This is a genomic window from Polynucleobacter sp. HIN6 (assembly GCF_030297575.1).
In the GTDB taxonomy this organism is placed as follows: domain Bacteria; phylum Pseudomonadota; class Gammaproteobacteria; order Burkholderiales; family Burkholderiaceae; genus Polynucleobacter.
Window position 1 is genome coordinate 715,863 of sequence record NZ_AP028137.1, and the last position, 16,247, is coordinate 732,109.

15 protein-coding genes are annotated in these 16,247 nt (G+C 49.5%); 6 read left to right on the top strand and 9 right to left on the bottom strand.

Features of this window, described 5'->3' with window-relative positions; all coding sequences use genetic code 11:
* Positions 1-16 precede the first annotated feature (16 nt).
* The 5 genes from QUE66_RS03730 to QUE66_RS03750 form a co-directional block, all read right to left on the bottom strand.
* Positions 17-1,399: an efflux transporter outer membrane subunit gene (locus QUE66_RS03730; protein WP_286224511.1), complete on the bottom strand. Its 1,383-nt coding sequence runs from the start codon at positions 1,397-1,399 to the stop codon at positions 17-19.
* 15 nt (positions 1,400-1,414) lie between these two features.
* Entirely contained in the window at positions 1,415-2,371 is a 957-nt protein-coding gene (locus tag QUE66_RS03735; RefSeq protein WP_286224512.1) for an HlyD family secretion protein, read from the bottom strand.
* Positions 2,371-2,763 carry a DUF3302 domain-containing protein gene (locus QUE66_RS03740; RefSeq protein ID WP_286224513.1) on the bottom strand — a complete coding sequence of 131 codons (393 nt, stop codon included), beginning with the start codon at positions 2,761-2,763 and terminating at the stop codon, positions 2,371-2,373. Before QUE66_RS03740 ends, QUE66_RS03735 begins: the two co-directional genes overlap by 1 nt.
* 105 nt (positions 2,764-2,868) lie before the next feature.
* A complete protein-coding gene (locus QUE66_RS03745) occupies positions 2,869-3,876 on the bottom strand; it encodes an MBL fold metallo-hydrolase (protein WP_286224514.1) in 1,008 nt (335 codons plus the stop codon).
* Positions 3,877-3,965: 89 nt separating this feature from the next.
* Complete coding sequence (locus tag QUE66_RS03750; RefSeq protein WP_286224515.1) at positions 3,966-4,925, bottom strand: sodium-dependent bicarbonate transport family permease; 960 nt, start codon at positions 4,923-4,925, stop codon at positions 3,966-3,968.
* A 262-nt stretch (positions 4,926-5,187) separates the two neighbouring features.
* On the opposite strand from QUE66_RS03750, the gene QUE66_RS03755 reads away from it, so the two are divergent.
* From QUE66_RS03755 to QUE66_RS03770, 4 genes are read left to right on the top strand one after another with little or no spacing between them, the layout of a single operon-like run.
* A complete protein-coding gene (locus QUE66_RS03755; RefSeq protein WP_286224516.1) occupies positions 5,188-6,474 on the top strand; it encodes a TolC family protein in 1,287 nt (428 codons plus the stop codon).
* Complete coding sequence (locus QUE66_RS03760) at positions 6,474-7,820, top strand: efflux RND transporter periplasmic adaptor subunit (RefSeq protein ID WP_286224517.1); 1,347 nt, start codon at positions 6,474-6,476, stop codon at positions 7,818-7,820. The genes QUE66_RS03755 and QUE66_RS03760 overlap by 1 nt, the downstream gene beginning before the upstream one ends.
* Before the next feature lie 11 nt (positions 7,821-7,831).
* Complete coding sequence (locus tag QUE66_RS03765; RefSeq protein ID WP_286224518.1) at positions 7,832-10,927, top strand: efflux RND transporter permease subunit; 3,096 nt, start codon at positions 7,832-7,834, stop codon at positions 10,925-10,927.
* Positions 10,924-11,259: a P-II family nitrogen regulator gene (locus QUE66_RS03770; RefSeq protein WP_286224519.1), complete on the top strand. Its 336-nt coding sequence runs from the start codon at positions 10,924-10,926 to the stop codon at positions 11,257-11,259. The genes QUE66_RS03765 and QUE66_RS03770 overlap by 4 nt, the downstream gene beginning before the upstream one ends.
* On the opposite strand, the gene QUE66_RS03775 is transcribed toward QUE66_RS03770, so the two are convergent.
* The 4 genes from QUE66_RS03775 to wrbA are packed head-to-tail and all read right to left on the bottom strand — an operon-like array spanning position 11,252 to position 14,226.
* Positions 11,252-11,806, bottom strand: coding sequence for a histidine phosphatase family protein (locus tag QUE66_RS03775; RefSeq protein ID WP_286224520.1), 555 nt, complete (start codon positions 11,804-11,806; stop codon positions 11,252-11,254). The two genes, QUE66_RS03770 and QUE66_RS03775, sit on opposite strands and share 8 nt — an antisense overlap.
* On the bottom strand, positions 11,803-13,221 hold the full coding sequence (locus tag QUE66_RS03780; RefSeq protein ID WP_286224521.1) for an FAD-binding oxidoreductase: 1,419 nt from the start codon (positions 13,219-13,221) through the stop codon (positions 11,803-11,805). The genes QUE66_RS03775 and QUE66_RS03780 overlap by 4 nt, the downstream gene beginning before the upstream one ends.
* A gap of 9 nt (positions 13,222-13,230) precedes the next feature.
* A complete protein-coding gene (locus QUE66_RS03785; RefSeq protein ID WP_286224522.1) occupies positions 13,231-13,617 on the bottom strand; it encodes a DUF2069 domain-containing protein in 387 nt (128 codons plus the stop codon).
* 3 nt (positions 13,618-13,620) lie between these two features.
* The gene (gene wrbA, locus QUE66_RS03790) at positions 13,621-14,226 is read right to left on the bottom strand and encodes an NAD(P)H:quinone oxidoreductase (RefSeq protein WP_286224523.1); all 606 of its coding nucleotides are present in this window, start codon (positions 14,224-14,226) and stop codon (positions 13,621-13,623) included.
* Positions 14,227-14,274: 48 nt separating this feature from the next.
* Here wrbA and QUE66_RS03795 point away from each other — a divergent pair, with 48 nt between their 5' ends.
* Together QUE66_RS03795 and aroC are read left to right on the top strand one after the other, a co-directional pair.
* Entirely contained in the window at positions 14,275-15,126 is an 852-nt protein-coding gene (locus QUE66_RS03795) for a YihY family inner membrane protein (RefSeq protein ID WP_286224524.1), read from the top strand.
* A 15-nt stretch (positions 15,127-15,141) separates the two neighbouring features.
* A complete protein-coding gene (gene aroC / locus QUE66_RS03800; RefSeq protein ID WP_286224525.1) occupies positions 15,142-16,245 on the top strand; it encodes a chorismate synthase in 1,104 nt (367 codons plus the stop codon).
* Positions 16,246-16,247 lie beyond the last annotated feature (2 nt).

Here is a 16,247-nt window from a genome sequence, read left to right on the forward strand (position 1 = left end):
TCAAGTGTTAAAGAGTCTAAGGAGTAGGGGAGCCACCTAAGGCAAGGTATAGATTGACTCGTTGGGTTAGAGCATCAACCTGTCCTTGGCGGAAATTGATTTCAGTAGTGTTCGTTTTGATCTTCTGCTGCTGAATCTGGCGTTGATCGATGCGCCCAATCACAAACTCTTGTTCGGTATTTTGTAGGATTTGTTTTTGTTCCTTCAATTGGCTCTGCAGTACGATGGTGCGCTCGCGCCAGGTCATTTCACCATTGAGGGCATTCTCAACATCCCCAAACGCATTTAGAACGACTTTTCCATAGTTGGCTAATGCTGCTTGTGCCTCCGCATTCTGATAGGCAATTTGTGCCTCAATTGCACCACCCTGAAAGAGGGGCATCATGACATTTGCTCCAACACCCAAACTACTGCTGGGGCCACTGACCAAACTAAACACTTGGCTATTGATATAGCCAAATCCGGCAGTCAAGCTAATCTTGGGAAGACGCGCCATGCGTTTCTCGGCGGCGGCATAGAAGGCGCTGTTCACACGTGCCTCTGCGGCCATAATATCGGGGCGACGTTCCAATATATCGGTTGGAATACCTGGCGCGACTGGAGGTGGTAAGGCCGGAAGCTGTGTGCTCTTGAGTGGCTTGGCGTGGGGGTAGCGCCCCACTAAAATCTCGACGGCGCGCAGTGCCTGATCGCGTGCCTGTTTGGCAATCAGTTCCGCCTCTTTGCTTTGAGCAGCCGTCGCTTTGGCTGCTGAGACCTCGGACTTCGATGAGGCGCCAATATCTTCCCGTATGGCAGTGAGCTCGGCATAGCGTGCTGCGGCATTGGCATTCTCTTCGGCTAAACGTGCCTGATCTTGTAGTCCTCTGGCAAGCCATACCGTTTTGGTCAAGGTTCCCACCAGTGAGAGTTGGGCTGCCTCTTGTTCTGCATTAATAGCGCGTGCATTCTCGCGGGCACCAGCGACTTGATTGCGTACACGACCCCAGAGGTCTAGTTCCCAATTGGCACCAATGTAATAGCCGGTTAAGCCAGTGCCACTCGATCCAACCCGACCACCCGTATTGCCAACCACTCCTAAGCTTGGGTATTGCGCACCACCCGCCGCATCAATTAAAGCCTGAGCCTGTAGGCGCCGTGCAGCCATTACCCGAATGTCGGGATGATTTTGCAGCGCCTCGGCTACTAACTCATTAAGTTCTGGGTCATTAAATTGTGCAAGCCATGCCTTATCGAGCGCTGGTCCGCTTACGCTTGGAGTGCTAAATTGATTAGGGATGACGACCTTAGGTAAGGACTGCTCACGTAGCGCCTGACCTGTTAATGGATCCTGAATTGCGCATGCGCTTAGCCCCAGCGCTAGAGCACCGCTAACGCTGATAATGAATCGAGTGCGCATCTGCCTAATTATCATTTAGTGCAACTTTGGGATGATGTAATTGAGTTTGGTGCCGACTCTTAACATCACCTTGCGAATAATGTGTAAGAAGGCCAAGTGATTGGTATAGACCGCACCTTCGCCAACCGCACCTGCAGGAAGTAGGGGGTAGTTCTTGGTCTCATCTAAAGATAACTTAACAGCAAAGCGATTGGCTGTAATGTCTCTCAGGCCAATCGTAGGCAGATTGCCGCTTACATTGAGTTGTCCTTGACCCTCGGCATAAATGATCGATTCAACTTTAGCCTTGAGGATCTCACCAGGCAGACTCGGAATAAAAAACTCTGCTTCATTACCTGGCTCGATCTGATGCAACTCATTTTGCTTAAAGAGGGCATAAATTTGTGGGGTGTCCTCCATAAAGGTCATTACTGAGGAGATCGGAAAGGCCGCCACATAAGCCCCGGGTCGCAATTGCACATTCACAACGATGCCGTCAGACGGAGCGCGCATCACCGTTTGATCGAGATCATATTGCGCATGTTTGAACTGCTCTTGAAGATCAAGCAAGTCCGCCTCTGCCTTCTCAAGATCAAAACGATTACCCGCGCCTGCGGCAACCAAGCGTTGATTTTCTGAGACCCGAAGTTTAGCTAGATCCAGTTTTGCCTTAATCGAATTTACCTGGGCTTGGTATTGGGTCGCATCAATCTTAAACAGTACATCTCCTTGTTTGACATGCTGATTAATATGCACAGGAACTTCAACGACGCGGCCTTTCACCTGACTCACAATCCCTACGCTATTGCGAACCACGATGACATCCCCAGACGATGGGGCAAAGACATTGAGTAACAAAATCATCGTAATCATGCCAACTACCGGAATGGTCACCACAACGACCTTGGCCGAGGTGGTCCAAGGCAACAGCTTGAACTTAAAAAAGATTAGCCAAACTATCGTGGCATAGATGGCAAGGAGTAATGCTTCCATTATGAGTTACGCGACTCGGGTTTGGATTTGGTATCGGCCTCGTTAATCGGTGAGTACCGATCCGTTCCATAGGCGAGCTTGTACATGGTTGGGCGTGTGTAAGCCCATAAATAGGCAAATGGCCAGAGGAGGCCCCCAAAGAATAGGGAGAGAACGCATAGTGCGTGAATGGCATCGCGTTGCGGGTGCTGACGACGCTTTGCAACTGTATCGGGCCAAATATGTACAAACCAAAAGAGCGCAATTAGCGCAATTGGCAACACAATAATCACAACCCAGGAAACAATATTCGCAAAGCCATCAATCAAATGAGCTGGCATGAATGAAGCATGGGCGGGTAGGGGCAGGAGTAATGCAACCATCATCGCAAAAAGGAGGGCACGAGTATTCATTGGCAATTCCTTAAGTTGGCATGAATTGGGCAAGGCAAATCATACATTGCCAATAGTATTGACGGTAGTCTTGGGTAAGGCTATTAGCTATATAGCTAATATTGATTAGAACGCCTCTTTCTCAGCCTCTAAATAGGCAAGGCTCGTGTACTTACCAATATTGCCATCGAACCCCTGCATGGTTTTAGCCCGCTTACTAACGCGCGGATCTTTCAACACCAATGATTTGGCCACACTTAAATCCTGACCATCTTTGACGGCTTTGACGCAGGTATCGTAAATGCCTGCCAAGAACTCGCCGTATTCATTGAGGAGCTGTTTACTCGGTTCACCATGCCCTGGTACCCAGAGCTGATCACCTTCGGTCGATTGTAAATTCTGATAGGTCTTAAAGGTGCCGACATAAGAGCCGTCATCAATATTGGCAATCCGATTACCCATTGCAATATCGCCTACGTAAGTGACCTTATCTTCAATGACCTGCATGCATATATCACCAGGGGTGTGCGCAGTGCCATGGTGATGCACCTTGATGCGCACATCGCCAAAATTAAATACATCGCCTTGATTGGCGTCGTGAGTCGGCGGAATCACTTTAGTACCCGCCGTCGCTTGATTAGTCCAGCGCTCCATCAAATTGCGCCAGGCATTGCCTTCGATACCTTTGATCTGTTTGATGGAGTAGGGATGCGCATAAATGGGCATGTCCTTACTGTAGGTTTCCACAAATGCTTGATTACCTAAAAAATGATCGCCGTGGTAATGCGAATTAAAAATTGCAATCACCGGTTTATTGGTGACCCTCTTAATCATCCGGATTGCCATCTCACCAATTTGCAAGGAGGCGCCGGAATCTAATATGACGACCCCTTTGCTAGTGACCACGAAGGTCACATTAGCCATCATGCCCCGGTTTTCAGGTGTTGGAAAGCCGTCGGGCGAGTAGATTAACCAAACGTGCTTACTAATCTGCTTGGCAGGAATATCCTTGACTGGCGGCCCTTTGAAAAAATCCTCCGCCGCACTGGCAAACTGCATGGCTTGCGGGGCAAGCATGATTCCCCCGGCTCCTGCGATCCATTTGAGTGCCTGACGACGTGTATCAGCAACCATTGAATACCCCCATTGATATATTCAGTTTAGCGAATATTTGCCCTGCCTATCAATTTCAATGATTACTTGAGTAATTTGTTCATCAATCGCTATCCCATGACCAATTTAGCAATCTGGGTGTAGAGCGGGATCCCAAGGATTAAATTGAGTGGGAATGTGATACCCAAAGACATACCCATGTACAAAGCAGGGCTCACCTCGGGCAAAGCATGTCGCAATACTGCTGGCACCGCAATATAAGACGCGCTAGCAGCTAGCACCATCAACAAAATCGTATTACCCAATTCCACCTTGAAGATGTAGCAGAGTAAAAGCGCAAAGAGGGAATGGCAAAGGGGCGCTACAAAGGCATACACAATCAAACGTCTGGGCTTGCCCTTGAGATCCACAAAACTCTTGGCGCTCATTAAGCCCATATCTAGTAAGAAGAATGCCAACATCCCCTTGAATAAATCCACGGAGAATGGCGCCATTACCTTTTGCCCATCGGGTCCCGAGATAATGCCAATTAACATCGCACCAAGTAGCAATAGTTGCGCGCCGTCCGTAAATGACTCGTGCAGCAGTTTGCCAACTCTCATAGGTTGCTTAGTTTGCGATAAAGAGGATTTCGCACGATTGGCGAGGAAGATCGCCAAAATAATTGCTGGGGATTCCATTAGTGCCATGGCAGCAGCCATATGGCCACCATATTCGATCTGAACATGGTTGAGGTATTGAGTGGCGGTAATAAAGGTCACTGCGCTAACCGACCCATACGTCGCGGCAATCGCAGCTGAATCAAGAGCGTTGAGTTTGGTCTTTAGAAAGTAATAACTGACGAGCGGAATAATGCAGGCTAGGGCAATCGCAATGATCAAGCTGGTAGTAATTGCGAAGGTAAGCCCAGATTGGTGCAAAGCGAACCCACCCTTGAGGCCTAAAGCCATTAAAAGGTAAAGAGATAGAAACCGGGTGATGGGTTGCGGGATCTCGAGGTTGGAACGAACCAATCCTGCAAACACGCCAAAGATAAAAAATAGGATGGCGGGATCAATAATGGTACTCATGAGTTCTTATTTTCTCATTTTTAGAGAGCTTCTCAGAAAAAGAGCCACTCCCCCCCTAAAAAGTGCTTGAGTAGAATAGACCCATATTTATTAGGGAAATCACTAATTCGCGATCTATGGTCAAATTCACCTATCGATTTTGGGGAGTAGCCTGCCTAGTAATGGGTCTTGCGCATCGACATTCCGGAAAGCCGTTAAGAGCCAACCCGGTGCGCGAGGGGAATAAGTCCTTGGCCAGACCAGTTTTAAGTATTGGAAAACTGTGGACCCCTATTTAAGCGTGATTCGCCGAGTAGTTCATATTGCCCTAATTTGGGCATGTGCTGCATCCCCTACCTGGGCGCAAACGCAATCTACCAAAACCGTTTTTACTCTTGATCAGCTTATCCAGCTTGCCTTAGAAAGTAATCCGCAGGTGATGGCCGCTCGCGATCAGACCCGGGCGGTTAGTGGTCAATTGCGAAGCGCGAGAGCGATTCCAAACCCCGAGTTTGAGGTCAATACCGGTCAGCAACGTGGTACCTCGGGCGGATTAAACACCGGCAACCTCTCGCAATGGGTTGTTACTCAGCCACTCGATATGCCGTATACCCGTTTCCCACGGGTCAATGCTGCTGAGGCCAGCATGCGTGCCGCTGAAGCAAATCGGGTTGCATTTGAGGTTGAGACCATTGCGCGTGTTCGCCAAAGTTTTTATGAGCTCGTGCGCCGCGAAGCTGAATCACGCGCTGCAGATGAAGATTTGGATCTCACCAAACAAATCCGCGATCGCATGCAATTGCGCTACGACGTTGGTGAGACCGCTCGCTTTGAGTTAATTCGGGCGCAAACCGAGTTTCTCAATGCTGAGATCGTGGCCCAAGGAAGCAAACTACGGATTGAGCAAGCCCGCAGTCAATTGCGTAAAGTCGTGGGCTTTAATCTTCCTGCAAACTTTGAGATTGCAGCCAAAGTAGATTCCATCCCCAAATTACCCGAACTCAAAGTCTTATTGGATAACCTACGCAATCAGAGCCCTGAGCTAAAGCGCGCCAAGGCCGAGGTTGAAGCCAGCGAGTCACGCCTAAGTTTTGAGCAAAACTCGCGCTTACCGCAATTGGCAATTAAGGCTCAGCAATACAATGACCCGAACTTTACCGATCGCCTCTATGGTCTGGTGGTCAGTATCCCGATTTGGGATTTCCGCCAAGGCCAAATTACTGAAGCCGAGGCCAATGCCTCGAAAGCCCGTAATCAATTGAATGCTCAGATGCAAAGCCTCGAGACTCAGCTCGAGTCAGCATACAAACTCTTTGAGATCACGAGCTTTCAGGTCAAAACTTTGGACGAGCGGGTCGTACAACTTGCGGCTAGTGCTCGCAAAATTGCCGAGACCTCCTATCGCTTTGGTGAACGTGGCATGTTGGAGTTCTTGGATGCGCAACGAACCTTTCGGGCCGCTCGGAATGATTTAATCCGAGCCCGCTTTGAGTTGGCATCGATTGTGAATGAGATTGAACGTTTGAGTGCCTCGCCAGAATGGGTGGCCATGATTGAAGGTAAAAAATAATGAGTGCCGAACCTAAACTCACTAAAAAAATAGCTGATCAAATTCAGAAGGGGCGTGCCCTAATTCTGGAGCAAACCACCGCCGCAATTCATGCAATACGGGATTGGCAAAAGCAAGGCTACGGCCAAATTCGCGAGTTTGCAAATCAAAAAGCTCCAGCGGTTTTGCAAAAGTATGATGCCAGCCCAGCCTGGGTCAAGACCGGTTTCTTTATTCTGCCTTGGGTGGTGGTTCTTTTATTAACTCTGTATTACTTCGACGTATTTGATTCCAAGCCAACACCTCGCTTAGTACAAGACCCAAGCATTGTGTATGTGAACGATGATCTTGGTAAGTTGATCAAAAATGGGAAGGTTGAATTAGCTCCCTTCGTAGAGGAGTTACGAGTTTCTGGCCGAATTGATTTCAATGAGCGTTTCTTAGCGCGCATTGGTGCTAATGTGACCGGACGCGTATCCGAGATCTTAGGCGTGCCTGGTCAAGAGGTTCAGCAGGGGGAGGTCTTGGCAAAGATCACCTCTACTGAACTGACTCAGTCACAGCTTGCTTATTTAAAAGCACGAACCGCTAGCCAGTTAGCCGAGCAAGCCGCGAATCGCGCACGCATTCTCTATAAGGAAGATGTGATCGCATTAGCTGAGTTACAACGCCGTGAGGCTGAGGCGATGAGCGCAAAAGCCGAGTTACGTGCTGCGAACGATCAATTGCGAGTGCAGGGCATGGATCAGAAGAGTATTGATCGACTTGCTAAATCGGGTGTGATTGAGTCCATTAATAATGTCGTAGCAACGATCCCCGGTCAAATTGTAGAGCGCAAAATCAATCGTGGACAAGTTGTTCAACCAGCCGAATCACTCTTCACGATCGCAGATTTAAGTACCTTATGGGCAGTCGCTGAAGTTCCTGAGGGAAATTCGTCGTTGTTACAAAAGGGGCAAAAATCGTCGGTGATTATTCCTGCGCTGCGTAATCGGGTGATTGAAGGCGTGATCTCGCACGTCGATGCCATCGTTAACCCACAAACGCGTACCGTTGTGGTGCGGATGGACATTTCGAATCCAACAGGGCAAATACGTCCCGGAATGTTAGCTACGATGTTGATTGATAGTGAACCGGTAGAGCGCCTAGTTGTGCCAAATTCTGCGGTAATTCGGGAAGATAACCAGGATTACGTATTTGTGCGAGGCGAAGACGACCAATACAAAATGGTTCCCGTCAAAGCCGGACCCGAGGGCAAAGGCATGCGCGCGATTCTTTCTGGCCTAAAAGAGGGTGAGGAAATTGCCATAGAAGGCGCATTTCATTTAAATGCGGAACGCAAGCGTCAGCTTAGTGGTGGCGGCTAAGACCATTTAATATGATTGAGCGTATTGTCCGTTTTGCTCTTCAGCAACGCCTACTGGTGGTGGTGATCTCTGTTTGCTTATTCTTCGTAGGCTTATTTGCTACGAAGCGCTTATCGGTTGATGCCTTCCCTGATGTAACAAATATCCAGGTGCAAATCGCAACCGAGGCCCCTGGTAAATCACCCGAAGAAGTCGAGCGCTTTGTCACCATCCCGATTGAGTTGGGCATGACGGGCTTGCCAGGGCTCGTAGAGATGCGCTCATTGAATCGCAACGGTATTTCCATTGTGACCCTGGTCTTCACTGATAAGACCAGTATCTACTTTGCCCGCCAACTTGTTCTGGAGCGTCTCATTGAGGTTGCGTCCCGAATGCCCGACGGAATCACTCCCGTCTTGGCGCCACCGACAACGGGACTCGGGGAGGTTTATCAGTACACCCTCGAGCATCCGTCTGATCGAGATCGCCCCCTGACTGAGGATGAGCTGCAAGAGCGCCGCACGATCCAGGATTGGGTGGTGCGCCCGATGTTGCGCTCGATTCCAGGTGTTGCTGAGATCAACACCATGGGCGGTTTCGCCAAAGAATATCAAGTACTAGTTAATCCTGAGCGCTTGCGGCACTATGGGATTACCTTGCAAGATGTGTATGTGGCACTGGCTCGCAATAACGCCAATTCTGGTGGCGGCCAATTACCGACCTATGCAGAGCGGTATTTGATTCGTGGGGTTGGTCTTGTGGCAAAGCCTGAGGACATTGGCAAGATTATTCTGAAAGAAGTGAAGGGAACCCCAGTTTATGTGCGCAATGTTGCTGAGGTCATGATTGGTAATGAGATTCGGCAGGGCGCCATTATTAAAAATGGTGTTACCGAGGGTGTGGCTGGCATTATTCAGATGAACCGCGGCGCGAATGCTCGAGAGGTGGTCAATCGCATTAAGACCAAGGTCGCCGAGATTAACGAGCGTAAGTTATTGCCTGAGGGTTTGCAGATTGTGCCGTTCTATGACCGAACCGATCTGGTCAATGCAGCGATGTTCAACGTTGCCAAGGTCTTGGTTGAGGGCATCATCTTGGTGATCGTGTTGCTCTTCTTGTTCTTGGGCGATGTGCGTTCATCGATCATTGTGGTGGCCACTCTGATCTTGACCCCACTGCTCACATTCTTTGTCATGAACCGCTATGGCATCTCTGCGAACTTGATGTCCTTGGGTGGTCTCGCAATCGCAATCGGCATTATGGTCGATGGCTCAGTCGTGGTGGTTGAAAACACTTTTGCTAAGTTAGGCGCTCGCCTAAAAATGGGTGAGTCTCGTAACCGAATTATCTTGGAGGCCGCTACCGAAGTTGGTAAACCTGTGCTCTTTGGTGTGGGCATCATCATCTTGGTATTTATGCCTTTGCTTGCTCTCGAGGGCATGGAAGGCAAGATGTTTGCCCCGATGGCGATCACGATTGCGATTGCGCTAACGATTTCATTAATTCTCTCGTTTGTACTATCTCCCGTCCTATGCTCATACATCCTCAAAGGCGGTAGCGAGGACGACACGAAGATTGTGGCAAAGTTGCGTAAACCCTATAACTTTATGCTCGATTGGAGCTTAAAGCATCCGCGTTTAGTCGTAAAACGCGCTCTGATTGCGCTAGGCGCTAGTGTGGTTCTGTTTATCTTTTTGGGTAAATCATTTATCCCGGTGATGCAAGAGGGTTCTATCACTCCAGTGATTGTGCGCTCCGCCAATATTGCGCTCGATGAGTCGATTAAGTTGGAGTTTGAGGCTCTCAAACGAATCATGACTATTCCCGGTGTGGAAATGGCGGTATCCCGTTTAGGACGCGGTGAGTCCCCGGCCGACCCTGGTCAACCATTCGAGTCCGATCCGATCGTGACCTTGAAGCCCTTAGGCGATCGAGATCTAAGCCAAGAGGAAATTGCCAATCAAATTCGTGAGAAATTAAAGACCTTGCCCGGTGTGGAGTTGGTGATCTCTCAACCGATTGCAGCCCGTGTTGACGAAATGGTCTCGGGTGTACGTTCACAAGTAGCGATCAAGATCTTTGGCGACGATATTGAGACGCTCATCAAACTGGGCACTCAGATTAGTCAAATCTTATCGCGCATGAAGGGCAGTACTGATCTGCGGATCGAGCAAGCCTCTGGCCAAAACTACCTCAATATCAAGATCGATCGCGATGCGATTGCGCGCTACGGTATTAATGTGGCCGATGTCAATGACGTAATCGAAACCGCAATCGGTGGTAAACAGGCCTCCACGGTCTACGAGGGTGAGCGCCGCTTCCCCATGGTGTTGCGCTATCCAGCCCCTTACCGTGACAAGATCGATGCCATCGAGAACATCATCCTGCTATCGCCTAATGGCGCCCAGGTGCTCATGAAGGATCTGGCGAAGATTGAGTTACTTGATGGTCCACCGCAAATCTCGCGCGAGTCCGGTAAGCGTCGCCTCGTGATTGGTGTCAATGTGCAGGGTCGTGATTTGGGTGGTTTTGTCGATGAAGCCCAAAAGAAAATTGCCCAGGATGTGAAATTACCCGAGGGCTATACCCTGGTTTGGGGCGGTCAGTTTGAGAACATGGAGCGCGCCATGGCACGACTCATGATCATCATTCCGCTCACGATTGCCGCGATTTTCTTCTTGCTCTTTATGCTATTCCAATCGATTCGTTTGGCTGGACTCATTATTTTGGTTCTGCCGTTTGCATCGATTGGAGGTATCTTCGGCCTCTTTATTACCGGCGAGTATTTATCGGTACCAGCTGCTGTCGGATTTATCAATCTTTGGGGTATTGCGGTACTAAACGGCGTGGTGCTGATCTCCTTTATCAAACAATTGCGCGATGACGGCATGCCTTTGCATGAGGCTCTCATTGATGGGTGTGCACATCGATTTAGACCTGTGATGATGACCGCATCGGTGGCGATGTTGGCCTTGATTCCCATGTTGTTCTCCGGCGGCCCGGGATCGGAGGTCACAAGACCTCTTGCTATTGTGGTTATTTCAGGTCTAATTACTTCAACGGGCTTAACATTATTGGTATTGCCGGTTTTATATGGTTGGTTTGAAGAGAAAAAGGTTGAAGCGTGATTGAAATAAAGGCAGTGATTCGTCCGAATAAATTACCCATGGTGCGGGCTGCACTGATGGACACCCCCGGTTTTCCTGGAATGACAGTCACGAAGGTTGAAGGCTGTAGTGCTCCTACTCGAGTTGAAAAAACCACCATTAAAGATGAGTTAACCGATTACTCAGCAAAAGTTCGGATTGAGATCGTTTGCAATGATGAAGTGGCTGATACGATCATGGATCGCTTAGTCCAAGCGTGCCAGACTGGGCAGGTGGGCGATGGGATTGTCTGGAAGGTGAATGTTGAGCGTGCCTTCTTTATTGCGAAGAACTATCCAAACCCAATTAATTGAGCGCACGGCTACTAATGGCCTTGCCTTGGGAATTCACTTTCACAAGCAGCATTTGACCTACGCCAACCGACATTCCAGTATAGGCATACGTATTTACTTGGTGGGTCACCAAAATCAGCGGTAATTTGTTTGACTTGGATAGTTGCTGTCGCACAAATGCCTCAAGCTCTCTAGTCTGTTTGCCGCTCTCGCTCATTTCATTAAAGAAGGAACCGAGCGACCGTTCTGCTGTAACTGGACCTTTATTGAGTAACACTGCTGTATCGAGGCAGCGGCACCAGGGGCTACTGAAGACACGTGCCTCACTAATGCCTTGCTTACTTAACCATGCACCAATCTCTTTGGCTTGCTGACGTCCATACTCACCCAGATTACGCTGGGTCGAGCAATCGCCAATCCGATAACCTGGGGGATCGCCGATCCCAGGGGCATCGGCATGACGCATGATGATGAGACTTGAGCCTGATTGAAGTTCAGAGAGCAGGTTGGCATTTGCCAATGGCATGAACACCAGCCACACCCAGAGTGCGACAAGGATTCGGATCAAGGCAATACCTTACCCGGGTTCATGATGTTCTTGGGGTCTAGAGCGGATTTAATAGAGCGCATCAGTTGGTGCGCCACCGATCCACGATGAGCCTCTAGGTCGGGGAGTTTGAGTTGCCCAATGCCATGCTCTGCCGAAATGGAGCCATGGTGTTTCTCGACCTGAGAATAGACCACATCATGAATGGCTGCTTCATGAGCGCGATTGAACTCGCTAGGATTTATCCCAAGTGGCGGAGCAATGTTGTAATGCAAATTACCGTCACCCAAATGCCCAAAATTGATAATACGCACCCCAGCAAATTGATCCCGAATCAGTCGATCAGTCTCAGTGATAAAGGCATCAAGACCTGAGATTGGTAGCGAGATATCGTGTTTTAGATTGGCGCCTTCTTGCGCTTGTGCCATCGTGATGTGCTCACGCATGGTCCAAAACGATTGGGCTTGCGAGAGATTGCTCGCAATCACCGCATCACTCGCAATACCTGCTTCAAAGGCAGACTCAAGAACCTGTTCCATCAAGTTACGCGCATGTTCTTCACCTTCATGATCCGATAACTCGACTAAGACCGTATAAAGAGGGTCATTGGCAAGAGGGTTTTTCATGTGGGGAAATTGCTTGGCAGTGAGGTCCAAGGAGTCCTTTGACATCATTTCAAAGCCAGTGAGTAGGGCGGCAGTGCGTTTCTGAAAAAGACTGAGCAACTCAATCGTCGCCGGAATATTTGGGACAGCTACTAAAGCAGTCCATTGGGTCACTGGCAAGGGATATAGCTTCATCACCGCGGCGGTAATGATGCCAAGACACCCCTCGGAACCAATATATAAATCACGCAGATCAAATCCGGTGTTGTCCTTGCGTAAGCTCCGCAGACCATGCAGGATCTCACCTTGGGCAGTGACTACTTCGAGGCCTAAACACAGTTCGCGGGCATTGCCATAGCGCAGCACATTAGTACCACCCGCATTGGTGGCCAGATTGCCACCAATTTGACAGCTTCCTTGAGCACCAAGACTGAGCGGAAACAAAAATCCCTGTGTCTTGGCAGCCTCTTGTAAGGTTTGCAAAATGCAACCTGACTCGACCACCATGGTTTGGTTGCTCGGATTAATTTCACGGATCGTATTCATCCGCTTGAGATTCAAAACTATTTGCTGGCCCGAGTCATTGGGGGTTGCCGCTCCGCACATACTGGTATTGCCGCCTTGCGGAACAATGGAAATCGACGCTTGATCGCACGCTTTGACGATCTTGGCAACCTCTTCGGTTGTTTTGGGAAGTAAAACAGCGAGTGCTTTGCCGTGATAGCGATTGCGCCAATCACTCAGATAGGGCGCTTGATCATTGGGGTCGACCAATACATAAGCATTTCCAACAATCGACTGACAGTGTGAAATGAATTCGGAGTGATTCATGGGATGATTCTAGTGCTTTGCTTCATCAGCCGCTTTTGCCTTAGCCGCCGCCTTAATGGGTTTGAGATACAACAGTAAGGCAATAAAAACCGTTACCGATAGGATGAGTTCCAGGATGGCCATCCACATATTCCAACCGGGTTCGGTAATCCGGGTTAAGGCTTCGGTGGTGTAAATCAGGATCGCCATGCTGCTCCATTGCATGGTGTACACATTCGCGCGCCATACCCCTGGCAACATGATGATTAAAGGTACTGCTTTTAGCACCAACCATGAGCCCCCGGGACGCAGCGGTGAAATGATCCATTCCCAAGCAACGCACAACACAATTAAATCAACGATTGCGGCACTGGCAATCAGCACATACTTATCTTTTTTCAGTAATCCACTCAGCATGATTTATTTGCTACCGTGAAGACGTAAAGCGACTTCAGCCAAACGCTTACCTTGGGCAATGGCTAAGCGAGATTCATCTGTACTAATCGGGGCGCTACCATCAGCGTGGGCAAGGTGCGATACACCATACGGTGTTCCACCACTCGTGGTGTTCATGAGTTCAGGATTGCTATAGGGTAGACCAAGCAACACCATGCCATGATGAAAAAGAGGAATCATCATGGAGAGAAGAGTGGTCTCCTGGCCGCCATGCAAACTACCGGTACTGGTAAATACACAGGCGGGCTTCCCTTGCAGTGCGCCGCTTAACCATTGTGATGTACTGCCGTCCAAAAAATACTTGAGCGGCGCAGCCATATTGCCAAAGCGGGTCGGTGATCCCAGTGCTAGACCAATGCATTCCCCCAAATCAGAGTACTCGACATACGGAGGCCCATCCTTCGGTACGGGCGGTTCGCTAGCTTCACAAACGGTTGACACTGCAGGCACCGTTCGCAGACGTGCGCCAACTCCGGGCACGCTCTCAATTCCTTGGCCAATCAGTCGAGCAAGCTGCTCGGTCGCGCCGTAGCGGGAGTAGTACAACACCAAGATCTCGGATGAACGCATACGCTGCACTTTCTTTGGAATTTCAGTCAGATCCCCTATGATACGGTCATGCCATTATCTTTTCCGATCGAGCGTTGGTTGCCCCTAGGCAAAGAGCTCTGGGATCGCAATCAACATTTACGCTTGAGCCAGGTGTCGGCTAGTTTGGCCTTCACCACGATTTTGTCCTTGGTACCGATGCTCACCATTGGGTCGATCCTGCTGAGCCAATTCCCGGCCGTGATTAATCTACGTAATGCTTTTCAGACCTGGCTATTAAAAAACTATTTCCCAGGCGGCATCAGCCAACAAGTATTTAGTTACTTTAACCAGTTCTCAGCCAAAGCCAAGGGATTAACGATTGTGGGCTCGCTTGGGCTAGTGATTACGACGATTTTGACCATGGTGGTCATTGAGCGTGCCTTTAATGAGATCTGGAAGGTTAAAGAGCGTCGACCCTTTCTAAAAAAGCTCATCATCTATTTGGCAGCAACCGTGATCGGCCCCATCCTCTTAGGTCTGGGAATTTATCTCAGCGGTATATTGTTAGGTTCTGCTAGTGGCTGGTTCCCCACCTTATCGGCAGGATTTAAATTCATCAGCACGATTATTCCTAGCGTATTGGCGCTCATCGTTTTTGCTCTGGCCTACCGAATCCTGCCTTATGCCCCAGTGACCTGGCGTGATGCATTTGTGGGGGCTGCTTTTGTGGCCGTTGCTTATGAGATCACCAAGTTTGGTTTTGCCTATTTCGTGACCCAGGCGGCCTTTTATAAAACCGTTTATGGAACCTTTGCGATCGTGCCCCTCATGTTGATTTGGATCTATATCACCTGGTGGCTTACCCTTGCCGGTGCAGTGATTGTGGCGAACTTGCCAACCATTCGGCAAAACCGTCAGCGGGAACAGGCGCCTGCCTAATGCCATAATGATGGTATGTCTGGAAATACGTTAGGTCTTCTATTTACTGTAACCACCTTTGGTGAGTCGCACGGTCCTGCAATTGGTGCGGTGGTGGATGGTTGTCCCCCAGGAATGGAACTATCGGTTGATGATATTCAGGTGGATCTGGATCGTCGCAAGCCAGGTACCTCGCGCCATGTAACCCAACGCAAAGAAGAGGACAAGGTCGAGATTTTGTCTGGCGTCTTTGAAGGCAAAACCACGGGTACCCCCATTTGTTTGTTGATTCGCAATACCGATCAACGCAGCCAAGATTACAGCGAGATCCTACAAACCTTTCGGCCAGGTCACGCTGATTACACCTATCACTATAAATATGGCTTTCGAGACCCGCGCGGTGGCGGGCGCTCCTCAGCACGTTTAACCGCCCCCGTGGTTGCAGCCGCAGCAATCGCAAAAAAATGGTTGCGGGAACACTACGGTACTCAAATCGTGGCACATATGAGCCAACTGGGTGAAATTGCCATTCCATTCGAAGATGCAAAAGAAATTGCTCGCAATCCATTCTTTGCCCCGAATGCCAGCATCATTCCGAAGCTCGAAGAGTATATGGATCAACTCCGTAAAGCCGGGGATTCGTGTGGAGCCAAAATTGAGGTTGTGGCTCACCAAGTACCCATTGGTTTGGGCGAGCCGCTTTTTGATAAGTTAGACGCCGATATTGCCCATGTGATGATGGGTATTAATGCCGTTAAGGGCGTGGAGATTGGCGAAGGATTTGGGGTGGTGGCCCAAAAGGGGAGTGCACACGGTGACGAGATGCATCCGGATGGCTTTGCTAGTAATAATGCCGGTGGTGTTCTGGGTGGTATTAGTACTGGGCAAGATATTCGTGTATCAATTGCGATCAAGCCAACCTCAAGCATCATGAGTCCCAAAGAGACCATTGACTTGCACGGTAAGCCCGCAACGATTCAGACCAAAGGGCGTCATGATCCCTGCGTCGGAATTCGTGCTGCGCCAATTGCTGAAGCGATGTTGGCATTGGTGCTAATGGATCATGCTTTGCGTCATCGTGCTCAATGCGGCGATGTCGCGGTGAGTCCTCCCGCAATTGCTGCCTCTCGTAGCACCTAAGG